This window comes from Streptomyces sp. SLBN-8D4 (assembly GCF_049739545.1).
Classification (GTDB): Bacteria; Actinomycetota; Actinomycetes; order Streptomycetales; family Streptomycetaceae; genus Streptomyces; species Streptomyces canus_C.
Window position 1 is genome coordinate 4,830,987 of sequence record NZ_JBMGQC010000001.1, and the last position, 23,924, is coordinate 4,854,910.

Below are 23,924 nucleotides of genomic sequence, written 5' to 3' on the forward strand. Positions count from 1 at the left end.
TCAGAGCACCCGGTCCTTCAGGGCCGGGAACTGTTCCCTGGTCACGGCCACCTTCCCGGGGTCGAACTCCACGGTGAGGACCTCCTCGGCGGCGCCCGCCTCCGCGAGGACCTGGCCCCATGGATCCACCACGATCGAGTGACCGGCCTGTGGAACTCGCGCGTGCGTCCCGGCCGTTCCACAAGCGAGCACGAACGCCTGGTTCTCGACCGCCCGTGCCCGGGCCAGCAGCGTCCAGTGCTCCCGGCGGCGCTCCGGCCAGCCCGCCGGGATCACCAGGGTCTCGGCGCCCGCGTCGACGAGACCGCGGAAGAGTTCGGGGAAACGGAGGTCGTAGCAGGTGGCGACGCCGAGGGTCGTCTCGGGCAGACGGACCGTCACCAGGTCCTCGCCCCGGCCCATCAGGACGGCCTCGCCCTTGTCGAAGCCGAAGCGGTGGATCTTGCGGTAGGAGGCGGCGCGTTCGCCGGAGGGGGAGAAGAGGAGGGAGGTGTTGTAGAGGGTGCCGTCCGGGGTCCGCTCGGGGATCGAGCCCGCGTGCAGCCAGACGCCCGCGTCGCTCGCGGCCTTCGCCATGACCTCGTGGGTCGGCCCTTCCAGTGGTTCGGCCTGGCCGGCGAACTCCTCGAAGGCGAACGCCCCGGTGGTCCACAGCTCGGGCAGCACGACGAGGTCGGCTCCGGCCTGTTCGCGTACCAGTGACGCCACGCGAAGGCGACGCGTTTCGACCGATTCGTCCTCATCCACGGCGATCTGGATCAGAGAGGCGCGCACACTACCACCGTCCTGGCATTCGGGCCGTCCCTTACGGGCCTACGATCGTCACACGAAAGCACTGCCGGGGTGCCTCACAGCAGCGTAACTTAGCGTTCCAAGACACCCGCCGACAGCCACCACCTCCACTGGCAACGCCGCCATCACCAGCCCGTGCTCCGACCGCCGAGGGGTCCCGTTCCGTGAGTCTGCATCCCACCCTCCAGCCCTACGCCGACGCCTGGACCCACTCCATCGAAGCGATATCCGAGCTGGTGACCCCCCTCGTGGAGGGAGAGTGGAACCGCCGGACCCCGTGCCCGGGCTGGTCGGTGCGGGACGTGGTGTCCCATGTCATCGGCCTGGACTGCGAGATGCTGGGCGACCCGCGCCCCATCCACTCACTGCCGCGCGACCTCTACCACGTCACCAACGAGTCCCAGCGGTACATGGAGATGCAGGTCGACGTCCGCCGCCACCACACGGCACCGGAGATGACCTCCGAGCTGGAGTACGTCGTCATCCGCCGCAACCGCCAGCTGCGCAACGAGTCCCGCGACCCCGGCACGAAGGTACGCGGCCCGCTCGGCACCGAGCTGACCCTCGCGGATGCCATGCGTCAGCACGCCTTCAACGTCTGGGTGCACGAGCAGGACCTGCGTACCGCTCTCGGCCGGCCCGGCAACCTCGACTCCCCCGGCGCGCACATCGCCCGTGACGTCCTGCTCGACGCGCTCCCCGACATAGTGGCCGTCAAGGCGGACGCGCCCCGCAGTTCGGCGATCGTGTTCGACGTCCACGGGCCCGTCGAGTTCCTGCGCACCATCCGCGTCGACATCCAGGGGCGCGGCACTCTGGAGACCGCGCCCGCGCTCGGCCCGGCCGCCGCCCTCAGCCTCGACTGGGAGACCTACGTCCGCCTGGCCTGCGGCCGCGTGAGCGTGGAGGCGGCGGCGGACCGGGTGAAGGCGGAGGGCGACCCGGAACTGACGTCGGCGATCCTGCGGAACTTCACGGTGACGCGCTAGCGGACGGGTGCGGCCGGGACCGTTCCCGCTCTCGGCCGGCCCGCCTGCCGCGCGCTCGTCCAGGTCCGCTGACACGTGTTCAGGCGGGCACGTGGACCGTCTCCACCCGGCTCGCCACCAGCCGCTCGCGCTCCCGCCGGGCCGCCCGCCCGCGCAGCCGCAGGATCTGGCTGACGCCGAGCGCCTGGAGCACGAAGACGGAGGAGAAGGCGACGCTGTAGTTGTCGTCGGTCGCGTCCAGGAGCACACCGACGGCGAACAGGGTGGTCATCGACGCGACGAACCCGCCCATGTTGGTGATGCCGGACGCGGTGCCCTGCCGCTCGGGCGGGTTGGCCGGCCGCGCGAAGTCGAAGCCGAGCATCGACGCGGGACCGCACGAGCCGAGCACCACGCACAGCACGACCAGCAGCCACATCGGCGCCCGCTCGCCGGGGTAGACCAGCGTGGCCGCCCACAGCAGCGCCGTCGCCCCCACGGTCCCGAGCGCGAGCGGCAGCCGCGCCCCGTGGTGCCGGGCGACGACCTGGCCGTAGACCAGGCCGACGACCATGTTGGACAGCACGACGAGCGTGAGCAGTTCGCCCGCCACCGCCCGGGACAGTCCCTGCGCCTCGACGAGGAACGGCAGGCCCCACAGCAGCAGGAACACCATCGCCGGGAACTGGGTCGTGAAGTGCACCCACAGCCCGAGCCGGGTGCCGGGCTCCCGCCAGGACGCGGCGATCTGCCGCCGTACATAGGCCGCGCCCCGGTGCGGGAACGGCTCCGGTTCGTGCCCCTCGGGGTGGTCCTTGAGGAAGAGGAGCAGCAGCACCAGCACCACGACGCCCGCGAGCGAGCTGCCCGCGAACGCGGGCGTCCAGCCGATGCCGTGCAGCAGCCGGGCCAGCACCAGGGTGGAGACCAGGTTGCCCGCCATGCCGGCGAGTCCGGCGAGCTGCGCGACCAGCGGTCCCCGCCGGGCCGGGAACCAGCGGCTGCCGAGGCGCAGCACGCTGATGAAGGTCATCGCGTCGCCGCAGCCGAGCAGGGCGCGGGAGGCGAGAGCGGTGCCGTACGACGGTGAGAACGCGAAGCCGAGCTGCCCCGCCGTGAAGAGCACCACGCCGAGCGTCAGCACCTTCTTGGTGCCGAGCCGGTCGACGAGCAGCCCGACGGGTATCTGCATGCCGGCGTAGACGAGGAGCTGGAGGATCGAGAAGGTCGACAGGGCCGAGGCGTTCACATGGAAGCGGTCGGCCGCATCCAGGCCGGCGACCCCGAGGGACGTGCGGAAGATGACCGCGACGAAGTAGACGGAGACGCCGATGCCCCACACGGCCATCGCGCGCCTGCCGCCCGGAGGGTCACCCGGAAGAGCGGACCTGTTCATCGGACCTCACCCCGGGCGAGGTGGGAGAACCACTCGACATGCCCGTGAATCAGGCCTACGACCGCCTCCGCGTCGCCGGAGCGCAGTGCCCGGAGGATCTGCTCGTGCTCGACGAGGGTCTTGGTGATGCGGTCCGGGTGGGCGTGCATGACGGCGACGCCCATCCTGAGCTGGCGGTCGCGGAGCTGGTCGTAGAGCCGGTTCAGAATCTCGTTGCCGCCGCTGCGCACGATCTCGGCGTGGAAACAGCGGTCGGTGACGGCGGCGCCGGCCAGGTCCCCGGCGGCGGCCTGCTCCTTCTGCCGCGCGAGCAGTTCCTCCAGGCGCGCGATGAGCCGGGGCGACGCGGGTACGGCCTTGCGGGCGGCGTGTCCCTCGACGAGCTGGCGGGTCTCGACGACGTCGGCGATCTCCTGGGCGGAGACGGGCAGGACCAGCGCCCCCTTTTTCGGGTAAAGCTTGATCAGCCCCTCGACCTCAAGGCGGAGCAGCGCTTCTCGAACGGGAGTGCGGGAAACCCCGACGGCCTCGGCGAGCTCGCCCTCGGTGAGCAGGGTCCCGCCCTCGTAACGGCGGTCCAGGACAGCCTGCTTGACGTGGGCGTAGACGCGGTCGGCGGCGGGAGGCTGTTTCACGGCCAGACTCATGCCGACAGCATAGATACAACACGTACGCATGGAGCATGCGTCCAACATGCGGACCTGTGTACCAACGGTGTCACAGAAGGCACCCCCGGCCGCTTCACCCCACAACCATTCGTGCTACATACGTGTCTCATGCGTGCGGCCCCCTTTCTCCCCCTCAACTCGGCCGCACCTCAGGGGCATTCAACATAATCGGGGTATTTCAGTTGATTACCGCCATCACCGGCACCAAGGGCAGCCGTATCCGCAGAGCCACCGCGGTCAGCATCACCGCGGGCGCCATGCTCGCGACCGGCGCCCTGGCCGCCGCGCCCGCGCAGGCCGCCACCGCGCCCTCGATCGTGGCCAAGGGCGGCTACGTCATGAACAACGCCACCGCGAAGACGCTGTACACCAAGGCGGCGGACACCAAGCGTTCCACGGGCTCCACCACCAAGATCATGACCGCGAAGGTCGTGCTCGCGCAGTCGAACCTGAACCTGGACAAGAAGGTCACGATCCAGAAGGCGTACAGCGACTACGTCGTCGCGAACAACGCCTCGCAGGCCCACCTCATCGTCGGCGACAAGGTCACCGTCCGTCAGCTGCTGTACGGCCTGATGCTGCCCTCGGGCTGCGACGCCGCGTACGCGCTCGCCGACACCTACGGCACCGGCTCGACGCGTGCCGCACGCGTGAAGTCGTTCATCAGCAAGATGAACAAGGCCGCCACGGACCTCGGCCTGCGGAACACGAAGTTCGACTCGTTCGACGGCATCGGCAACGGCAACAACTACTCGACTCCGCGCGACCTGACGAAGATCGCCAGCAGCGCGATGAAGAACTCCACGTTCCGCACGGTCGTGAAGACGAAGAAGTACACGGCGAAGACCATCACCAAGACGGGCTCCACCCGCACGATGGCGGCGTGGACCAACACCAACGGCCTGCTCAGCAGCTACAGCGGCACCATCGGCGTGAAGACCGGCTCCGGCCCCGAGGCCAAGTACTGCCTCGTCTTCGCCGCCACCCGCAACGGCAAGACCGTCATCGGCACGGTCCTCGCCTCCACCTCGATCGCCCAGCGCGAGGCGGACGCGAAGAAGCTCCTCACCTACGGCTTCGCGACGATCGGCTGATCTCCGCACCTCAGAAGGGGCCTGCCACGGCACCACCGGCGGGCCCCTTCGTCATGAAGGGACGGCCGCACACAGAGCGTGCGGCCGTCCCTTCAGTGCGGGACGACTGGTCCACCGCGCGGGGTCACGCCCAGGTGATCAGTTTCTTCGGCTGTTCCAGGATCGCCGCCACGTCGGCGAGGGCCTTGGAGCCCAACTCCCCGTCGATCAGCCGGTGGTCGAAGCTCAGCGCCAGGGTGGTGACCTGGCGGGGCTTGACCTTGCCCTTGTGGACCCAGGGCTGGAGCTTGATCGCGCCGACGGCGAGGATCGCGGATTCGCCTGGCGGCAGGATGGGGGTGCCGGTGTCAACGCCGAAGACGCCGACGTTGGTGATGGTGACCGTGCCGCCCTGCATGGCGGTGGGGCTGGTGCGGCCTTCCTTGGCGGTGGTCACCAGTTCGCCCAGCTCCTGGGCGAGTTGGGGCAGCGTCTTGGCGTGGGCGTCCTTGACGTTCGGGACGATCAGGCCGCGCGGGGTGGCCGCGGCGATGCCGAGGTTGACGTAGTGCTTGAGGACGATCTCCTGGTTCGTCTCGTCCCAGGAGGCGTTGATGTCCGGGTTGCGCTTGATGGCGACCAGGAGGGCCTTGGCGATCAGCAGGAGCGGATTGACCCGCAGGCCCGTGAAGTCCTTGTCCTGCTTGAGGTCCTCGACGAGCTTGAGGGTCCGGGTGACGTCCACCGTCACGAACTCGGTGACGTGCGGGGCGGTGAAGGCCGAGCCGACCATCGCCTGGGCGGTGGCCTTGCGGACGCCCTTGACGGGGATACGGGTCTCGCGGGCCGCGTCGTAGGAGGCGGCGGGCGCAGCCGGGACGGTGACTGGGGCCTGAGCCTGGGCCTGGGGCACCACGGGCGCGGGCACCGGCGTCTCGGTCGCGGTGACCGCCGCGTGGACGTCCTCGCGGGTGATGATGCCGTCCGGGCCGGACGGGATCACCGTGGTGAGGTCGACGCCCAGGTCCTTGGCCAGCTTGCGGACGGGGGGCTTGGCCAGTGGGCGGGACTGCCCGGCGGCGGCCGCGAGGACGGCCGGCGCGGTGGGCGCCGGGTCCGCGGGGGCCGGCCCGTGGCCGTTCAGCTCGGTCTGGATCGACACCGACGCCTGCTGGACCGGCACCTCGGGCCCCTTGCGGGGACGCCGCTTGGTGGAGGAGGCGGCCACGCCGTAGCCGACCAGGACCGGCTGGCGGCCCTCCGGCTTCTTCTCAGGGGCGGTGTCAGCGGCGGTGGCGGCGGCCGCGGGGGCTTCGGGAGCCTCGGCCGGCGCCTCCGCGGGCGCCTTGCCGCTCACGTCGATCGCGATGATCGACGTGCCCACGTCGACCGTGGTGCCCTCGGGGAAGCGCAGGTCGCGCACCACCCCGTCGTAGGGGATGGGCAGTTCGACGGCCGCCTTGGCCGTCTCCACCTCGCACACCACCTGCCCGTCGGTGACCGTGTCGCCGACCTGGACGTACCACTTGAGGATCTCGGCCTCGGTCAGACCCTCGCCCACATCAGGCATCTTGAACTCGCGTACGGACGCATCCGTCATCGTCGTCACGGCCCTCTCCTCAGTACGCCAGCGAGCGGTCGACGGCATCCAGTACCCGGTCCAGACTCGGCAGGTACTCCTCCTCCAGGCGCGCCGGCGGGTAGGGGGCGTGGTAGCCGCCGACCCGCAGCACGGGCGCCTCCAGGTGGTAGAAACACCGCTCGGTGATCCGGGCCGCGATCTCCGCGCCGGAGCCGAAGAACACCGGCGCCTCGTGCACCACCACCACCCGCCGCGTCTTCTCCACCGAGGCCTGGATGGCGTCGAAGTCCAGCGGCGAGACCGAGCGCAGGTCCAGCACCTCCAGGTTCTTGCCCTCCTCGGCGGCCGCGTTCGCGACCTCCTGGCACAGCTTGACCATCGGGCCGTAGGCGACCAGCGTCAGATCGGTGCCCTCACGGACCGTCCGCGCCTTGTGCAGCGGGCCGGGGATCGCCTCGGTGTTGACCTCGCCCTTGTCCCAGTAGCGCCGCTTGGGCTCGAAGAAGATCACCGGGTCGTCGCTCTGGATGGCCTGCTGCATCATCCAGTACGCGTCCGACGCGTTCGACGGCGAGACCACCTTCAACCCCGCCACGTGCGCGAACAGCGACTCCGGGGACTCCGAGTGGTGCTCCACCGCGCCGATGCCGCCGCCGTAGGGGATCCGCACGACCACCGGCATCTTGACCTTGCCCAGCGACCGCGCGTGCATCTTCGCCAGCTGCGTGACGATCTGGTCGTAGGCCGGGAACACGAATCCGTCGAACTGGATCTCCACCACCGGCCGGTAGCCGCGCAGGGCCAGGCCGATCGCCGTGCCAACGATGCCGGACTCCGCGAGCGGGGTGTCGATGACCCGGTCCTCGCCGAAGTCCTTCTGCAGTCCGTCGGTCACCCGGAAGACGCCGCCGAGCTTGCCGACGTCCTCGCCCATGACGAGGACCTTGGGGTCGGTGTCCAGGGCGCGCCGGAGCGATTCGTTGATCGCCTTGGCGAGAGCCATCTTTTCCACTGCCATGATCAGGCCCCTTCCCCATCCGCGAACGACGCCTGGTAGGCGGCGAAACCGGCCCGCTCCTCGTCGACCAGCGCATGCCCGTCCGCATACGCGTGCTCGAAGATGGCGAAACGGTCCGGGTCCGGCATCGCACGGACCGCCTCACGCACTCGCCTGCCCAACGCCTCGGACTCGGTCTCCAGTTCCGCGAAGAATCCCTCGTCCGCGTGGTTTGCGGCCTCCAAATACCGGCGAAGGCGCAGGATCGGGTCCTTCGCCTCCCACGCCTCGCGCTCCTCGTCGGCCCGGTACTTGCTCGGGTCGTCGGAGGTGGTGTGGGCGCCCATCCGGTAGGTGTACGCCTCGACGAGCGTCGGCCCCTCGCCCGCGCGGGCCCGCTCCAGCGCCCACTTGGTGACGGCCAGCGACGCGAGCACGTCGTTGCCGTCGACCCGTACGCCGGGGAAGCCGAAGCCCTGCGCGCGCTGGTAGAGCGGGACGCGGGTCTGCTTCTCGGTCGGCTCGGAGATGGCCCACTGGTTGTTCTGGCAGAAGAACACGACCGGGGCGTTGTAGACCGCGGAGAAGGTGAACGATTCAGCCACGTCGCCCTGGCTGGAGGCGCCGTCGCCGAAGTAGGCGATGACCGCGGAGTCGGCGCCGTCCTTGGCGATGCCCATCGCGTAGCCCGTGGCGTGCAGCGTCTGGGAGCCGATGACGATGGTGTAGAGGTGGAAGTTGTTGCTGTTCGGGTCCCAGCCGCCGTTGTTCACCCCGCGGAACATGCCGAGCAGGTTGGTCGGGTCGACCCCGCGGCACCAGGCCACGCCGTGCTCGCGGTAGGTGGGGAAGACGTAGTCGTCGTCGCGCAGGGCCCTGCCGGAGCCGATCTGGGCGGCCTCCTGGCCGAGCAGCGAGGCCCACAGGCCCAGTTCGCCCTGGCGCTGGAGGGAGGTGGCCTCGGCGTCGAAGCGGCGGGTGAGCACCATGTCGCGGTAGAGGCCGCGGAGCTCTTCGGGGGTGATGTCGGCGACGTACTTGTCGTACGTGGCGTCCTTGACGCGCTTGCCCTCGGGCGTCAGCAGCTGAACCAGTTCGGGCTTGGTGCTCGGGGACTTCCTCGTCCCGGCGCTGCGTCGCGGCTTGCGCGCGGCAGTGCTCTCCACGGTCACGTGTGCTCCTCCGTCGGTCCGGCCCCCGGGGTTGCCGGGTGTACCAGTGCGGCTCACCTGTTCCCGACCCCCGTGCACGGGGTGGGTGCCACTCGGCCGGAACAGGCGTGACAGGTGCCCCGGCGAGCGCCCTGCAAGAATCACGTTACCCAGTGCGTCACATTTCTGTGAAACCCCCTTTGACCTGCGATTTTGCTTGGATTTCCAAGTAAATCGGGAAAGGGTGGAAGCGGCGCTGGTCACAGCCTTGCAGGAGGCCGGAGCAACGGCACGTTATCCCGTCTACCCAGGTCACCGGAAGAGTTTCCGTGTCTGACTTCCCGGCCGCGCCCAGAAGGAGAAATCAGGGTTTTTCTCCTCGACCACATGAGATCGTCCGGCGGGGAAAGCCTCCTGGAGGGCGTCCCGTGACCGAAGCAGACCGAGCCCGACCCCCTGTGTCGATCTGTGACGTCCTGTGACAACGCCCAGCTCACAGCCCTGTGTCGTGCCCTAGCATCTGGCGCGTGCCGCGCTCTCCTGTACCACCCCTCATGCCTCACGCGCCCCCGCTGGGCGCCCTCCTCCGCCAGTACGCCGCGGGCTCCGCCCTCGCCTGCGATCCCGTCGACCAAGGTCTCCTCAACCGCGGCTACCGACTCCGCACGACCCGTGGGCGCTACTTCCTCAAGCACCACTTCGACCCCGAGACGGCAGCCCCCGAGGCGATCGCCCGCCAGCACCGCGCCACCCAGCGCCTGGCCGCCCTGGGTGTCCCGGTGGCCCCGCCCTTCCCCGCCCGGGACGGCCGCACGGTCGCGGTCGTCGGGGGCCACGCCTACGCCCTCCACCCCTGGATCGAGGGCCGCCACCGCCACGGCTCCCAGCTCACCGCCGCCCAGTGCGGCCGCCTCGGGGCACTGCTGGGCATGGTGCACGCGAGTCTGGAGCGGGTCATGCCGCTGCAGGGGCGTGCGGGGACGGAGCAGAGTGCGCGGGCAGACGGGGGCGTACGAGGCGACGCGGGCGCCCCGGCCACCGCGCCGCACCACCGCACCCCACTACCGCTGTGCCATGCCCGCGCTCGGGCCGCCGGCGTCCGCGCGGAAGAGCCGCACGCCGGTCACCCGGCCACCGAGGTCGCGGACTCCGACGCGGGTTCCGTCGACACGGGTCCCGTCGACGCCGGTGCCGACCCCGCCACCACCTTCGCCCTCATCGACGACCTCCTGGCGCGCGTGCGCCGGCACCGGCCCGCCGACTCCTTCGACGAGCTGGCACGGCACCGGCTGCTGGAGCGGCGGGCCCTGCTCGAACAGCATGTGGGGCGCCGGCCACCGCACAGCGGACCGGTGGGGTGGGTGCACGGGGACTTCCACCCGTTCAACCTGCTCTACCGGGGCGACGCCCCCGCCGCGATCGTCGACTGGGACCGGCTCGGCGTGAAGCCCCGCGCCGAGGAGGCCGTACGCGCCGCCGCGATCTTCTTCGTCCGGCCCGCGGGGACGCTCGACCTGCCGAAGGTGCGGGCCTACGCGCGCGCGTACCGGCGTACGGCGGGAGCCACGCCCTCGGAACTCGCGGCGGCCGTGCACCGCGTGTGGTGGGAGCGTCTCAACGACTTCTGGATGCTGCGCTGGCACTACGAGCGCGGCGACACCCGCGCGGACCCCCAGTTCCCGGCGGCCTCGGCGCTGGTGGTGTGGTGGACACGGGAGTACGACGCGGTGTGCGACGCGTTCGCGGGCTGACGCGGGGCCCCGGAAACGGCACGCGCGCGTGGCGCCCGTTTCCGGGGCCACGCGCGCGTGAGGCGTCGCGGTCGGTCTAGGAGTCGCCTCCGTCGCCACCGCCCGGGCCTCCTACGAGACCGCCGCCGGTCGGCTCCGCCGTGTCCGTGGGCGGCGCCGTGTCCGTGGGCTCCGGCGTGTCGGACGGCTGCGTCGCCGTCTCGGACGGCTGCGTCGCCGAGGGCGAAGGCGTGTAGGAGGGCGTGTACGACGGCGTGTAGGACGGCGTGTAGCCGGAGCCGCCCGAGCTGCCGCTGTCGTCCGTCGAGGTGTCGGTCTCCTGGCTCGTCGCCTCGTCGCTCGGCGTCTCGCTTGGCGTCTGGTCGTCGGTGGTCTTCGAGGTGGTCGGCGACACGGAGTTGCCGGTGCCGCCACCGCCGCCGCCTCCACCACCGTTGTTGAGCGCCAGGGCGACGCCCGCCGCGACGGCGATCACCGCGAGGACGGCGAGGATCCACAGCTTGCCGCGGCCGCTGCCCCGGTTGCCGTGTCCCTCGAAGCCGCCCTCGTCCCCGCCGCCGTAACCGGAGGGCAGGATCTGCTGCGGGATCTGGGTGGTGCCGGAGGCGGCGCCGGGGTGCGCCAGCACACTGGTGCTCGCGAAGCCCGCGGCGGGCGTGCCGCGGCCGTCGTGCGCCGTCACCGGGCCGGTGTTCCAGGTGCCGGTGTGGCCGCCCTGGTCGTACAGCATCTGGAGCCCGTACTGGACGAGCCCGCGCATCTCCTCGGCCGTCTGGAAGCGGTCGTCCGGCTCCTTGGCGAGCGAGCGCATGACCAGGCCGTCGAGCTCCGGCGGGACGGCGTTGGAGACCTGCGAGGGAGGGGTCGGGATGTCCTGGACGTGCTGGTAGACGACGGAGAGCGGGGTCTCGCCGGTGAACGGCGGCCTGAGCGCGAGGAGTTCGTACAGCAGACAACCCGTGGCGTACAGGTCGGAGCGGTGGTCGACGGCCTTGCCGAGGGCCTGCTCCGGGGAGAGGTACTGCGGGGTGCCCATGACCATGCCGGTCTGCGTCATCGTCGTGGACGCGCCGTGCAGGGCGCGGGCGATGCCGAAGTCCATCACCTTGACCGCGCCGTTGTGCGTGATGATCACGTTGGCGGGCTTGATGTCGCGGTGCACGATGCCGTGCTGGTGCGAGTAGGCGAGCGCCTCAAGGACCCCGGAGACGATGATCAGGGCCTGCTCGGGCCCGGGCGCCTCGGCGTTGAGCAGCAGGTCCCGGATCGTCCGTCCCTCGACGATCTCCATGACGATGTACGGCACGGACTGACCGCCGACGAAGTCCTCGCCGGAGTCGTACACGGCGACGATCGCGTGGTGGTTGAGGCCGGCCACGGACTGGGCCTCACGCGTGAAGCGGGCCTTGGAGGTCGGGTCCTCGGCGAGGTCGGCGCGCAGCAGTTTGACCGCCACGGTGCGCCCGAGCCGTACGTCCTCGGCCGCGAACACCTCGGCCATACCGCCCCGACCGAGTCTGCGGGTCAGCCGGTACCGGCCGTCCCCCACCAGTCCGCCGTTACCCCACAGCTCCGGCGCATCTGACATTCCGCCGCCAGTCGCCTCGGGGTCGGACGGGCCCTGAGCGCGCTGCTGCTGTGCCATCGGTCCTCGCCGTCGTTTCTGCCCGCGGTGCGCGCGGTGTTGTTACGGTCTCCGTCGGCCACGCTACAGCCTTCGCGCAAGCCGCCGGTCCGGGATGAGCCCGGGGACCGGCCCGAGACGGACCGGCCATCAAACCTGTACTACGTCTCGGCGTGCAAATTCTGTGTACCGGCCGTAGAGCAGCTGTAACGCCCGCACGACCTTTCTTTCTCTTACGGTCACGGAACGGGCACCGCCTCCGAAGGGCCACCGGACAGGACGCCGTGGCCAAACTCACGAAGAAGAACCCGAACGAACGTTTCCCACCATCGACTTTCCCTCGGCGACACGAAGGGCCCGGCAGCGTCGGCTGCCGGGCCCTTCCTGGTCGGGGAGTTACAGGTACGGTCCGCCCGAGCGGCCGCCCGCGCGGGGGTCGATGCCGTCCTCCTGTCCGCCGACACCGGGCGGGAGGGCGCGGCGCATCTGCTCCAGCTGGGCCCGCGCGGCCATCTGCTGGGCGAACAGGGTGGTCTGGATCCCGTGGAAGAGGCCCTCCAGCCAGCCCACCAACTGGGCCTGGGCGATGCGCAGTTCCGCGTCGCTCGGGGTCGACTCCTCATTGAAGGGCAGGGACAGCCGCTCCAGCTCCTCCACCAGCTCGGGGGCCAGACCGTCCTCCAGCTCCTTCACCGAGCTGGCGTGGATCTCCTTGAGCCGGGCCCGGCTGGCCTCGTCGAGAGGAGCCGCGCGCACCTCTTCGAGCAGCTGCTTGATCATGCTGCCGATCCGCATCACCTTCGCGGGCTGCTCGACCATCTCCGTGACCGGGACCTCGCGGGAGTCGTCGTCACCCCCGCCGCCCAGCGCCATCCCGTCCTGGCCCACGACCAGGATCTGGGGGCTTTCCGGCGAACCTTCGTTCCTCGGCATCTCCATGCCGCCATTCTCTCGCACCCGTACACCTCACCACCGGGGCGCCCCCACTGTGTGCTGATACACCGCTCCCGGCACGGATCGCCCCCATGGCGTCACCCGGAATGCCGGTATCCTTCCGCGATGCCAGTCTTGTCCCGTGACTCCCTGGCTGCGCGCGACGGTACTGGCGATCCTGGTGGGCGCGAGCGTGACCGCCGTGCCGCAGACCGACCGCGCGTACGGCGCCGAACTCACGCCTCTCGTCCCGGCCGCCGCGCCCGCCCGACGGGCGGCGGACTCGGTGCCCCTTCAGGGATCCCCGCATGGCAGGACGAGCACGTCGGCCTCCGTGTCCGCCACGCGGTCGCCGGACTCGGCATCGGCCCACCAGAGCCTGCGGAAGACCGCCCGGCCGTACGCCACCGTGCTCCCGTCGCACACCGCGCCGGGCGTCTCGGCCTCCCCCTCCGGCATCCCGACGCCGGCTCACGGTCCGCGGCACCCCGCGTCGGCATCCGCCGGTCCCCCGGGTCTTTCGCGCGGCCACGGTCCGGAGCGCGCCTCGCCCTCGGCCTCCCTCGCGCCCTCCCCCTCGGCCGCCGCTCCCTCCCGTGCCGGGAGCCGCGCGGGTGAGGGCCGCGAGCGGCCGGGCCGGCCGGAGGAGCCGGTGACGGAGGACGCGGACGCCGACGGGACGGCCTCCGCGGGGACCGACTCCGGGGACGATGACCTCACCGCCGTGTCGGAGCCGCCCCCGCAGACCGCCGTGGCGCGGCCGTCACGCCCCGCGCAGCGGCCGGTGGCCGGGCCCAAGGTGTTCATCCTGCCGCTCGGCACCGGGCTGGTCCTGGTCGGACTGGGACTCGGGCTCGGCCTCTACGCGCTGCGGGTGCGGCGCGGATAGAGGCGCTGCGGGTACGGCGCGGGCAGGGCCGTACGCCTACTGCGTGACCAGCAGGACCTTGCCGATGTGGCCGCTCTCCTCGACGACCCGGTGCGCGGCCGCCGCATCGCTCATCGGGAGCTCGCGGTCGACGACGGGACGGATGTGCCCGGCGTCCAGCAGGGGCCACACATGCTCGCGTACGGCCGCCACGATCGCCGCCTTCTCGGCCGGCGGCCGTGCCCGCAGCGAGGTGGCGCTGATCGCGGCGCGCTTGCCCAGCAGCGTGGCGATGTTCAGCTCGCCCTTGACACCGCCCTGCATGCCGATGATCGCGAGCCGTCCGTTGACGGCGAGGGCATTGACGTTGCGGTCGAGGTACTTCGCGCCCATGTTGTCGAGGATGACGTCGGCGCCCGCCCCGTCGGTGGCCTTCCCGACCTCCTCGACGAAGTCCTGTTCCCGGTAGTTGATCAGGATGTCCGCGCCGAGCTCGGCACAGCGCTCCAGCTTCTGAGGCGTGCCCGCGGTCACCGCGACCTTGGCGCCCACGGCCTTCGCGAGCTGGATCGCCATCGTGCCGATGCCGCTGGAACCGCCGTGCACCAGCAGGGTCTCGCCGGGGCGCAGGTGGGCGACCATGAAGACGTTCGACCAGACGGTGCAGACCACCTCGGGCAGCGCGGCCGCCCGCTTCACGTCGAGACCCTTGGGCACCGGCAGCAGCTGTCCGGCCGGTACGGCGACCTTCTCGGCGTATCCGCCGCCCGCGAGCAGCGCGCACACCTCGTCGCCGACGGACCAGCCGGAGACACCGGGGCCGATCTCGGCGATGCGCCCCGAGCACTCCAGGCCGGGGTAGGGGGAGGCGCCGGGCGGGGGGTTGTAGAAGCCCTGGCGTTGCAGGATGTCGGCGCGGTTGACGGCACTGGCCACCACCTCGACCAGGACCTCGCCCTCGCCGGCCACGGCATCCGGCACCTCGCTCCAGACCAGCGCCTCGGGTCCACCGGGTTCGGGAATCGTGATCGCATGCATGGGCCCGACGCTACTCCCCGCCCGACCACCCGGCCCTGGGCCCCCGGATGGCACCCGGCCCGAAAATCCGCGTGCGCCACCGATGAGTTCGCGCGACGGTAAAGGTCTCCCCATGCGTAGCCCAAGTACGCGGAAGGAACCCGCCCATGAGCCAGCACACGTCAGCCCTGGCGATCGAGACCGCGGGCCTCGTGAAGACGTTCGGTGAGACCAGGGCCGTCGACGGAGTCGACCTCGCGGTGCCGGCCGGCACGGTCTACGGCGTCCTCGGTCCGAACGGCGCAGGCAAGACCACCACCGTGAAGATGCTCGCCACCCTCCTGCGGCCCGACGGCGGAGAGGCCCACGTCTTCGGCCACGACGTCGTCCGCGAGGCCGACGAGGTCCGCGGCCGGGTCAGCCTCACCGGCCAGTACGCCTCCGTCGACGAGGACCTCACCGGCGCCGAGAACCTGGTCCTGCTGGGCCGTCTCCTCGGCCACCACAAGAAGGCCGCACGCGAGCGTGCCGGACAGCTTCTGGAGGCCTTCGGTCTCTCGGCGGCGGCCGGAAAGCAGGTCAAGCACTACTCCGGCGGCATGCGGCGCCGGATCGACATCGCCGCGTCCATCCTCAACACCCCCGAGCTGCTCTTCCTCGACGAGCCCACCACCGGCCTCGATCCGCGCAGCCGCAACCAGGTCTGGGACATCGTGCGCGCGGTCGTCGCCCAGGGCACCACCGTGCTGCTGACCACGCAGTACCTGGACGAGGCCGACCAGCTGGCCTCCCGGATCGCCGTCATCGACCACGGCCGGGTGATCGCCGAGGGCACCAAGGGCGAGCTGAAGGCCTCCGTGGGCGCCGGGACCGTACATCTGCGCCTGCGGGACGGCGGACGTCGGCCCGAGGCGGCGGAGATCCTGCGACGGGCCCTGGACGCCCAGGTCCAGCTGGAACCGGACTCGGTCGCGCTGACGGCCCGGCTCGCCACGGCAGCCGGTGACACGGCCGCCGAACAGGCCTCCCGCGCCCTCGCCGAACTGGCCCGCACCGGCATCACCGTCGACAACTTCTCGCTCGGCCAGCCCAGCCTGGACGAGGTGTTCCTCGCCCTCACCGGGCACCCCACCCACGGCACCGAGGAGATGGCCGCATGAGCACCGTGACCCAGCCCCCGTCCAAAGCAGCCCAGGACCTCGCCCCCGTCAGTGCCGAGTCGCTGGCCGCGCTGCTGGTCACCGGGAAGCGGCCGCCGCGCCCGAGCGCGCTGTCGGCCTCGCTGACCTTCGGCTGGCGGGCCGTCCTCAAGATCAAGCACGTGCCGGAGCAGCTCTTCGACGTCACCGCGTTCCCGATCATGATGGTGCTGATGTACACGTACCTGTTCGGGGGCGCCCTGGCCGGGTCCCCGACGGAGTACATCCAGTTCCTGCTGCCGGGCATCCTGGTGATGTCGGTCGTGATGATCACGATGTACACCGGCGTCTCGGTCAACACCGACATCGAGAAGGGCGTCTTCGACCGCTTCCGCTCGCTGCCCATCTGGCGGCCGTCGGTGATGGTCGGCTATCTGCTCGGCGATGCCCTGCGCTACACGATCGCGTCCGTGGTGATGCTCGTCGTCGGCCTGGTCATCGGCTACCGCCCGGACGGCGGGGTCGGCGGTGTGGCCGCCGGGATCGCACTGCTGGTCGCCTTCTCGTTCGCGTTCTCGTGGATCTGGACGATGTTCGGGCTGCTGCTGCGGACCGAGAAGTCGGTGATGGGCGTCAGCATGATGGTGATCTTCCCGCTGACCTTCCTGTCCAACGTCTTCGTCGACCCGAGGACCATGCCGGGCTGGCTCCAGGCCTTCGTCAACAACAGCCCGATCACCCATCTGTCCTCGGCCGTGCGCGAGCTGATGGCGGGCGACTGGCCCGCCGACGAGATCGCGTGGTCGCTGGGGTGGGCGGGGCTGTTCGTCGCGGTCTTCGGGCCGGTCACCATGCGGCTGTACAACCGCAAGTGACCGCACCGGCCTGCGGTCCGGCGTTCAGTCCTGCCGAAGCGGGCGGGCGTCGGGTGCCACCTGGGTGCCCGGCGTCGCCCGCACGATCGTGATCAGCCGGTCCGTCAGCTCCAGCGTCCCGACGGCCGGATCGTCGTAGCCGAGCACCCGGTGCCCGCGCAGCACGCTCACCACCAGGTCGTCCGTCTCCCGCGGCTTCCTGCCCACCTCGGCCTTTATGACCGGCCGTTCGATGATGTCGAGCCCGCTGCCCTGCTGGATGAGGTCCTCCATCACCATGCCGGCCGCGGGGCTGAGCACCGACAGGCCGAGCAGCCGGCCGGCCGCGCTGGCGCTGGTGATGACCGCGTCGGCCCCGGACTGCTTGAGCAGCGGGGCGTTCTCCTCCTCGCGCACCGCGGCCACGATCTTCGCGGCCTTGTTGAGCTGCCGGGCCGTCAGCGTCACCAGGACGGCGGTGTCGTCACGCTGGGTGGCGATGATGATCTTCCGGGCCCTGTGCACCTCGGCCCGCTTCAGCACCTCGCTGCGCGTGGCGTCCCCTATGACCCCCGCATAGCCCTCGGCCGTCGCGGCCTCGACCGCCTTGCCGCTGGGGTCGACCACCACGACCTGCTCCTTCTTCAGACCCGTCGCGCACACGGTCTGGATCGCCGAACGGCCCTTGGTTCCGAAGCCGACGACGACGGTGTGGTCGCGCAAGGTGGACCTCCAGCGGTTGAGTCGCCACTCCTCGCGGGTGCGCTCGGTGAGGACCTCGAGCGTGGTGCCGACCAGGATGATCAGGAACAGCACACGCAGGGGCGTGATGACGAAGATGTTGGTGAGCCGGGCGCCATCGCTGACCGGCGTGATGTCGCCGTAGCCGGTGGTGGAGAGGGTGACGGTCGCGTAGTACCAGGCGTCGAGGAAGTCGACCGACCCGTCCGAGTTGTCGTTGTAGCCGTCGTGGTCGGCGTAGACGATCAGGGCCGTCGCCGCGAGGACCAGCAGAGCCATCAGCACCCGCTTGGCGACCTGACGGAAGGGATGCTCCACCACTTTGCGCGGCAGCTTCACCTTGTGGGTCACGAGATGCTCGTCCGCCTGGCGGGCGATCGCGTCATGGCCCGGAAGTTTCACGTGAAACACACCCCGATCCCGGCGGACGCCCAGGGCAGATCGAGCAGTTCGGCCTCCTGCCCCGGCCGGGCGCCCCCGGGCGGTACGACGGCGAGAGCGTCGGCGGCCGCGACGCCCCGCAACATGGCCGGGCCGTTGTAGTGCAGCGGCACCGCGCTGTCACCGCGCAGGACGACCGGGACGAGCCGGGTGTCGTACGGGTGACCGTGAGCCTCGTCCCTCAGGGGCAGGGTGTATGGCTCCGGGGCGGGGCGGGCGGCCAGGGTGCGCAGCAGCGGCTCGGCGAGCGTGAGCAAGCCGGAGACGGCGGCGAGGGGGTTGCCCGGCAGGCCGACGAGGTGCTGGTTCTCCTTGGTGCGGGCGAGCAGCATGGGGTGGCCGGGGCGCACCTTGACGCCGTCGACCAGCAGTTCGGCGCCGATACGGCGAAGGACGGGGTGGACGTGGTCGACGGGTCCGGCCGCGGTGCCGCCGGTCGTGACGATCACGTCGGCCTGCGACTTCGTGATCGCCTTGCGCAGGGCCTCGGCGGAGTCGCCGAGCCGGCGTACGGCGGTGACCTCGGCGCCGAGCGCGCGCAGCCAGGGCGGGAGCATCGGCCCGAGCGCGTCCCGGATCAGGCCGTCCCGAGGAGTCCCCTCGGTGAGCAATTCGTCGCCGAGGACGAGGACTTCGACCCGGGGGCGGGGGACGGCGGTGAGGGTGTCGTATCCGGCGGCCGCGGCAAGACCGAGGACGGCCGGGGTGACGAGGGTGCCGGGCGGCAGGAGCTGGTCGCCGCTGCGGCACTCCTGGCCGCGGGGGCGGATGTCCTGGCCGGGCACGACGGCCCGGGTGGCGTGCAGCCGGCCCTTCTCGTCGGTCCGCCCGTGCTCGCTGCGCAGGACGGCGGTGGTGTCCGGGGGCACGCGCGCGCCGGTGGCGATCCGGGCCGCCTCGCCGTCGGTCAGGGGCGCGGGCTCGGCGTGCCCGGCCAGCACCCCCTCGTCCCGTACGGCCCAGGGCCCGGGCCCGGCGACCACCCAGCCGTCCATGGCCGAGGTGTCGAAGGAGGGGAGGTCGGTCAGGGCGTCGAGAGGGGCGGCCAGGGTGAGACCGAGAGCGTCGTCGAGCCGTACCGAGACGGGGGCGCGACGGGCGCCGCGGGTGACCGCGCGGGCGGCCCGGGCGGCGAGGGCGCGGGCCTCGGGCCAGGGGGTCGCCCGGTGGTGGGCGTCCGGCCGGGCCGCCGGGCCGGAGCCCTGGGGCGGCGGCGCGGGAGGGCGTTGACCCCCGGGGTGCGCGGTGCCGTTGTCTTCTCTCACCAGGGCCAGCGCCTCCTCGACGTCGAGATCGTCGGCGTCTGCGGCGGGGCCGGCCTGGGCGTCGCCGGTGCGCACGGACCGGGCGGTCATCCGGCGTCCGGGCGGTTGTCCGGGGTCCCGTCGGGCGCGGCGGCGGTCTTCCCGTCGGCCTCGTCCGCCCAGCGCAGGGCCAGGGCCGCGGCCTTGCGGGAGGCCTCGGCGACCGCCTCGGGTCCGCCGCCCGCCTGTGCGGCCGCATAGCCGACGAGGAAGGTGGTCAGCGGTGCCGCGGGCCTGGCCACGCCGTGCGCGGCGTCACGGGCGAGGTCGAGCAGCACGCCGGTGTCGACGTCGAGGTCGATGCCCAGCTCGTCCTTGACTGCGGAAATCCATTCATCCAACACGTGCCCATGCTCCCTGATGCGTGCCCTGGCGGTGGCGATGTCGTCCCAGGTGTCGCAGTCGAAGGACGCGACGGGGTGGGGGACTCGGGTGAGATCGAGCGCGGCGGTCAGCCGGCGCAGCGGAAGGCCGGTGAGAGCGGCGTGCTCCTTCGTGAGTGCGGCGAGTTCAATGCGCAGCGAGGGCGTGCGGTACGCGGCCACCAGCGGCTGGTCGCGGCCGTCCGCGTCGGTGAGCAGCACGCCGTCTGCGCCGCCCGTGCGCAGGACGGTAAGCAGCAGGCGTGCGGTGTCCTCCCGGAGGAAGGGCAGGTCGGCGGAGAGCACCAGGACGTACCGCGCCGTGGTGTGCCGCAGTCCTGCGTCCAGGGCGGCCAGCGGGCCGCCGCCGGGCGGGTCCTCACGGGCCCAGGTCACCGGCCTGGCGGTGGGGCGGGGGTCGGCGACCACGACGGTGGTGCCCGCGTCGGCGCAGGCCGCGAGGACGCGGTCGAGCAGGGCACGTCCGCCCACCCGCACACCGGGCTTGTCCGCGCCGCCGAGCCGCCGGGCGGCACCCCCGGCGAGCACGACCACGTCGTACACAGGACCGGCGTCCGGGGCGCGCGAGGGCTGGTGCGAGGTCACCCCCCGAGTATGCGGGCCGCCGCGATCACAGGGAACGTGCGGCGGCACCGGGATCGCGCGCCGCCGGGGTGGCGGCGCGCGATCGTGGTGGGCGGGTGCGTGCCGCCGTACCCGGCCAGGTTGTACGCGGAGTCCGGGTGCCGGTGCCGGTGCCGCGGCCGTGGTCGGCGGGTGCCTGGGTCACAGGGTGCGCAGCAGGACCGCCGGCTGTTCCACGCAGTCCGCCACATACCGCAGGAAGCCGCCCGCGGTGCCGCCGTCGCACACCCGGTGGTCGAAGGTGAGCGAGAGCTGCACGACCTGACGCACCGCCAGCTCGCCCTCGTGCACCCACGGCTTGGGGATGATGCGGCCGACGCCGAGCATGGCCGCCTCGGGGTGGTTGATGATCGGCGTGGAGCCGTCGACACCGAACACGCCGTAGTTGTTCAACGTGAAGGTGCCGCCCGTGAGTTCCGCGGGGGTGAGGGCGCCGGTGCGGGCCGCCTCGGTCAGCCGGGCGAACTCCGCGGACAGCGACTCCGCGTCCCGCGCGTGCGCGTCCTTCACGACCGGCACGACCAGCCCGCGCTCGGTCTGCGCGGCGAACCCCAGGTGCACGGCGTCCAGTCGCACGATCTCCCTGGCCACCGTGTCCACGGTGGAGTTGAGCTCGGGGAAGCGGGCGAGGGCGGCGGTGCAGATCCGGGCGAGCAGCGCGAGCAGGGAGATCTTCGGACCGCCGGTCGCGTTCATCGCCGCCCGCGCACGCATGAGTTCCGTCGCGTCGGCGTCCACCCAGCAGGTGGCGTCGGGGATCTCGGTGCGGCTGCGGGACAGCTTGTCGGCGACCGCGCCGCGGACGCCCTTGAGGGGGACACGGGTTTGTGCGGGGGTGGAGGCCGGGGCTGCCGCCGGGGTCTGGGGGACCACGGCCTGTGCCGGCGTCGGCGTCGGCGTCGGCGTCGGTGCCTGGCGGCCCTGGGAGGCGGCGGCTCGCAGGGCGTACTCGACGTCGGCCCTGAGGATCAGTCCCTCGGGGCCGGAGCCGGTGAGCTCCCTGAGGTCGAGGCCGTTCTCGCGGGCGAGGCGGCGGACCAGCGGGGAGATCACGGGGACGGGGCCCTCGACCACCTCGGCAGGTGCCGACCGGCCGTTCACCGGCACGGGAACCTGCTGCTCGCGCCGCACCCTGCGCCTGCGCGCGGGGGCCTCCGAGGTGCCGTACCCCACGAGTACGTTCCCCGAGCCCTCGCTCTGCGCGTCGGAGTCGGACGACGGCGCTCCCACCGCCACGGTGATGAGGGGTGACCCCACCGGGAGTTCACTGCCCTCCTCGCCGAAGCGGGCCGTGACGACACCGGCGTAGGGGCAGGGGACGTCGACCATCGCCTTGGCCGTCTCGACCTCGACGACCGGCTGGTCGACCACGACGACGTCGCCGACCTCCACCAGCCAGCGGACGATCTCCGCCTCGGTCAGGCCCTCGCCGAGATCCGGCAGCCTGAACTCCAGCACCTGCGCCATCAGCTCTCCGCCTCCCACTGCAGACGCCCGACGGCGTCCAGGATCCGGTCCACGCCGGGCAGGTGGTGACGCTCCAGCATCGGCGGCGGATAGGGGATGTCGAACCCGGCCACGCGCAGCACCGGCGCCTCCAGATGGTGGAAGCAGCGCTCCGTGACCCGGGCCGCGATCTCCCCGCCCGGTCCGCCGAACCCGCCCGACTCGTGCACGACGACCGCTCGACCGGTCCGCCGTACCGAGGCGGCGACCGTGTCGTCGTCGAACGGCACCAGGGAGCGCAGGTCGACGACTTCGAGGTCCCAGCCCTCGTCCCGCGCGGCCTCGGCGGCTTCGAGGCACACGGGTACGGACGGCCCGTACGTGATGAGTGTGGCGCTCCGGCCGGGGCGCCGCACCACCGCGCGGCCTATCGGTTCAACGGTCTGGGGGTCGTCCGGGTTCCAGGAGTCCTTCGACCAGTACAGCCGCTTGGGTTCCAGGACGACGACCGGGTCATCGGAGGCGATGGCGGCGCGCAGCAGTCCGTAGGCGTCGGCGACGGTCGCGGGGGTGACGACGTGGAGCCCAGGCGTCGCCATGTAGTAGGCCTCGGAGGCGTCGCTGTGGTGCTCGACCCCGCCGATGCCGCCGCCGTAGGGGACCCGGATGGTGATGGGGAGCGGCAGCGCCCCGCGGGTGCGGTTGCGCATCTTCGCCACATGGCTGATCAGCTGCTCGAACGCCGGGTAGGCGAAGGCGTCGAACTGCATCTCCACGACCGGCCGCAGTCCGTACATCGCCATGCCGACGGCCGTGCCGAGGATGCCCGCCTCGGCGAGCGGGGTGTCGGTGCAGCGGTCCTCGCCGAACTCCCTGGCCAGCCCGTCGGTGACCCGGAAGACACCGCCGAGGGTGCCGACGTCCTCGCCCATGACGTGCACGGTGGGGTCGGCCGCCATCGCGTCGCGCAGCGCGCGCGTGAGGGCCTGCGCCATGGTGGCCGGCTTGAGGGCGACGGTGGTCATCGGTGCGCACCCCCGTGGGAGTCGTGCTCGGCGTCGAGCTCGGCACGCAACTGTGCCTGCTGCTCGCGCAGTTGCGGGGTGGGCTCGGCGTAGACATGGGCGAACAGGTCCATGGGGTCGAGGACCGGGTCCTGGTTCATGCGCTCGCGCAGCCCGGCGGCGAACTCCTCGGCGTCCTGGCGTACGGCTTCGATGCCGGCCTCGTCGATCAGGCCGCGCTCGGTCAGTTCGTGCTCCAGGAGGGCGATCGGGTCGTGCCCGCGCCAGGTCTCGACCTCGGCGTCGCCGCGGTAGCGGGTCGCGTCGTCGGCGTTGGTGTGGGCGTCCACGCGGTAGGTGATCGCCTCCACCAGGGTGGGCCCGCCCCCCGCGCGCGCGTGGCGTACGGCGGCGGTGAGGACCTCGTGCACGGCGGCCGCGTCGTTGCCGTCGACCAGACGCCCGGGCATGCCGTAGCCGACGGCCTTGTGGGCCAGTGAGGGGGCCGCGGTCTGCTTGGCGAGCGGGACGGAGATCGCGAAGCCGTTGTTCTGGACCAGGAAGACGACCGGGGCCTGCCAGACGGCGGCGAAGTTCAGCGCCTCGTGGAAGTCGCCCTCGCTGGTGCCGCCGTCGCCGACCATGGCGAGCGCGACCACGTCGTCGCCCTTGAGGCGGGCGGCGTGCGCGAGGCCGACGGCGTGCGGGAGCTGGGTGGCGAGGGGGGTGCACAGGGGTGCGACGCGGTGCTCGCGCGGGTCGTAGCCGGTGTGCCAGTCACCGCGCAGGAGGGTCAGGGCCTGGACGGGGTCGAGGCCCCGGGCGACGGCGGCGAGGGTGTCGCGATAGCTGGGGAAGAGCCAGTCGCGCTCCTGGAGGGCCAGCGCGGCGGCGATCTCGCAGGCCTCCTGGCCGGTGCTGGAGGGGTAGACGGCCAGGCGGCCCTGTTTGGTGAGGGCGGTGGCCTGCGTGTTGTAGCGCCGGCCGCGCACCAGCTCGGCGTAGAGCCGGCGCAGCAGGGCCGGGTCGGCCTGCGCGGCCGCCTCGGTGCCGAGGACGCGATGGGGCTGCGCGTCGGGCAGCAGGGGTGCGGGGTCCGTGCGGGGCTGCCAGGCGGGCGGCGGCGATGGCCGATACGCGCCACGCTGCTCCATGACCGTCATGACGG

At 71.8% G+C, this 23,924-nt stretch carries 21 protein-coding genes; 6 read left to right on the top strand and 15 right to left on the bottom strand.

The window, feature by feature from the left end; translation table 11 throughout:
• The gene (locus RKD20_RS21815) at positions 1-774 is read right to left on the bottom strand and encodes a carbon-nitrogen family hydrolase (protein ID WP_424879201.1); all 774 of its coding nucleotides are present in this window, start codon (positions 772-774) and stop codon (positions 1-3) included.
• Positions 775-956: 182 nt separating this feature from the next.
• Here RKD20_RS21815 and RKD20_RS21820 point away from each other — a divergent pair, with 182 nt between their 5' ends.
• Positions 957-1,781 (top strand): maleylpyruvate isomerase family mycothiol-dependent enzyme, encoded by an 825-nt coding sequence (locus RKD20_RS21820; protein WP_424879202.1) that lies wholly within the window; start codon positions 957-959, stop codon positions 1,779-1,781.
• Between the two features lie 79 nt (positions 1,782-1,860).
• Here the strand turns inward: RKD20_RS21820 and RKD20_RS21825 are convergent, their stop codons facing one another.
• Positions 1,861-3,156, bottom strand: a complete 1,296-nt coding sequence (locus RKD20_RS21825) for an MFS transporter (RefSeq protein ID WP_424879203.1) — start codon at positions 3,154-3,156, stop codon at positions 1,861-1,863.
• Complete coding sequence (locus RKD20_RS21830; protein ID WP_424879204.1) at positions 3,153-3,803, bottom strand: GntR family transcriptional regulator; 651 nt, start codon at positions 3,801-3,803, stop codon at positions 3,153-3,155. The genes RKD20_RS21825 and RKD20_RS21830 overlap by 4 nt, the downstream gene beginning before the upstream one ends.
• Before the next feature lie 278 nt (positions 3,804-4,081).
• Here RKD20_RS21830 and RKD20_RS21835 point away from each other — a divergent pair, with 278 nt between their 5' ends.
• Entirely contained in the window at positions 4,082-4,918 is an 837-nt protein-coding gene (locus tag RKD20_RS21835) for a D-alanyl-D-alanine carboxypeptidase family protein (protein ID WP_424883285.1), read from the top strand.
• A gap of 124 nt (positions 4,919-5,042) precedes the next feature.
• On the opposite strand, the gene RKD20_RS21840 is transcribed toward RKD20_RS21835, so the two are convergent.
• Genes RKD20_RS21840 through pdhA (RKD20_RS21850) form a run of 3 tightly spaced genes read right to left on the bottom strand, consistent with a single transcriptional unit; the run spans position 5,043 to position 8,648 of the window.
• Positions 5,043-6,506, bottom strand: coding sequence for a dihydrolipoamide acetyltransferase family protein (locus RKD20_RS21840; RefSeq protein ID WP_424879205.1), 1,464 nt, complete (start codon positions 6,504-6,506; stop codon positions 5,043-5,045).
• 10 nt (positions 6,507-6,516) lie between these two features.
• Positions 6,517-7,497 carry an alpha-ketoacid dehydrogenase subunit beta gene (locus RKD20_RS21845; protein WP_424879206.1) on the bottom strand — a complete coding sequence of 327 codons (981 nt, stop codon included), beginning with the start codon at positions 7,495-7,497 and terminating at the stop codon, positions 6,517-6,519.
• A 2-nt stretch (positions 7,498-7,499) separates the two neighbouring features.
• A complete protein-coding gene (gene pdhA, locus RKD20_RS21850; protein ID WP_424879207.1) occupies positions 7,500-8,648 on the bottom strand; it encodes a pyruvate dehydrogenase (acetyl-transferring) E1 component subunit alpha in 1,149 nt (382 codons plus the stop codon).
• 533 nt (positions 8,649-9,181) lie between these two features.
• On the opposite strand from pdhA (RKD20_RS21850), the gene RKD20_RS21855 reads away from it, so the two are divergent.
• Positions 9,182-10,378: a phosphotransferase gene (locus tag RKD20_RS21855; protein WP_424879208.1), complete on the top strand. Its 1,197-nt coding sequence runs from the start codon at positions 9,182-9,184 to the stop codon at positions 10,376-10,378.
• Between the two features lie 76 nt (positions 10,379-10,454).
• Here the strand turns inward: RKD20_RS21855 and RKD20_RS21860 are convergent, their stop codons facing one another.
• Together RKD20_RS21860 and RKD20_RS21865 are read right to left on the bottom strand one after the other, a co-directional pair.
• Positions 10,455-12,023: a protein kinase domain-containing protein gene (locus RKD20_RS21860; protein WP_424879209.1), complete on the bottom strand. Its 1,569-nt coding sequence runs from the start codon at positions 12,021-12,023 to the stop codon at positions 10,455-10,457.
• Between the two features lie 375 nt (positions 12,024-12,398).
• Entirely contained in the window at positions 12,399-12,941 is a 543-nt protein-coding gene (locus RKD20_RS21865) for a bacterial proteasome activator family protein (RefSeq protein WP_007383385.1), read from the bottom strand.
• 136 nt (positions 12,942-13,077) lie between these two features.
• On the opposite strand from RKD20_RS21865, the gene RKD20_RS21870 reads away from it, so the two are divergent.
• Positions 13,078-13,824 carry a hypothetical protein gene (locus RKD20_RS21870; RefSeq protein ID WP_424879210.1) on the top strand — a complete coding sequence of 249 codons (747 nt, stop codon included), beginning with the start codon at positions 13,078-13,080 and terminating at the stop codon, positions 13,822-13,824.
• Between the two features lie 36 nt (positions 13,825-13,860).
• Here RKD20_RS21870 and RKD20_RS21875 read toward each other — a convergent pair whose 3' ends face one another.
• Positions 13,861-14,841, bottom strand: coding sequence for an NAD(P)H-quinone oxidoreductase (locus RKD20_RS21875; RefSeq protein ID WP_424879211.1), 981 nt, complete (start codon positions 14,839-14,841; stop codon positions 13,861-13,863).
• 146 nt (positions 14,842-14,987) lie between these two features.
• On the opposite strand from RKD20_RS21875, the gene RKD20_RS21880 reads away from it, so the two are divergent.
• Positions 14,988-15,980 carry an ATP-binding cassette domain-containing protein gene (locus RKD20_RS21880; protein WP_424879212.1) on the top strand — a complete coding sequence of 331 codons (993 nt, stop codon included), beginning with the start codon at positions 14,988-14,990 and terminating at the stop codon, positions 15,978-15,980.
• Positions 15,977-16,834, top strand: a complete 858-nt coding sequence (locus RKD20_RS21885; RefSeq protein WP_424879213.1) for an ABC transporter permease — start codon at positions 15,977-15,979, stop codon at positions 16,832-16,834. Before RKD20_RS21880 ends, RKD20_RS21885 begins: the two co-directional genes overlap by 4 nt.
• 24 nt (positions 16,835-16,858) lie before the next feature.
• Here RKD20_RS21885 and RKD20_RS21890 read toward each other — a convergent pair whose 3' ends face one another.
• The 6 genes from RKD20_RS21890 to pdhA (RKD20_RS21915) form a co-directional block, all read right to left on the bottom strand.
• Entirely contained in the window at positions 16,859-17,956 is a 1,098-nt protein-coding gene (locus tag RKD20_RS21890; protein ID WP_424879214.1) for a potassium channel family protein, read from the bottom strand.
• Positions 17,953-19,350 carry a molybdopterin molybdotransferase MoeA gene (locus RKD20_RS21895; protein ID WP_424879215.1) on the bottom strand — a complete coding sequence of 466 codons (1,398 nt, stop codon included), beginning with the start codon at positions 19,348-19,350 and terminating at the stop codon, positions 17,953-17,955. The genes RKD20_RS21890 and RKD20_RS21895 overlap by 4 nt, the downstream gene beginning before the upstream one ends.
• Positions 19,347-20,267: an NTP transferase domain-containing protein gene (locus RKD20_RS21900; RefSeq protein ID WP_424879216.1), complete on the bottom strand. Its 921-nt coding sequence runs from the start codon at positions 20,265-20,267 to the stop codon at positions 19,347-19,349. The genes RKD20_RS21895 and RKD20_RS21900 overlap by 4 nt, the downstream gene beginning before the upstream one ends.
• A 180-nt stretch (positions 20,268-20,447) precedes the next feature.
• A complete protein-coding gene (locus tag RKD20_RS21905; protein ID WP_424879217.1) occupies positions 20,448-21,773 on the bottom strand; it encodes a dihydrolipoamide acetyltransferase family protein in 1,326 nt (441 codons plus the stop codon).
• A complete protein-coding gene (locus RKD20_RS21910; RefSeq protein WP_424879218.1) occupies positions 21,773-22,777 on the bottom strand; it encodes an alpha-ketoacid dehydrogenase subunit beta in 1,005 nt (334 codons plus the stop codon). The genes RKD20_RS21905 and RKD20_RS21910 overlap by 1 nt, the downstream gene beginning before the upstream one ends.
• Positions 22,774-23,919 (bottom strand): pyruvate dehydrogenase (acetyl-transferring) E1 component subunit alpha, encoded by a 1,146-nt coding sequence (pdhA, locus tag RKD20_RS21915; RefSeq protein ID WP_424879219.1) that lies wholly within the window; start codon positions 23,917-23,919, stop codon positions 22,774-22,776. The genes RKD20_RS21910 and pdhA (RKD20_RS21915) overlap by 4 nt, the downstream gene beginning before the upstream one ends.
• Positions 23,920-23,924 lie beyond the last annotated feature (5 nt).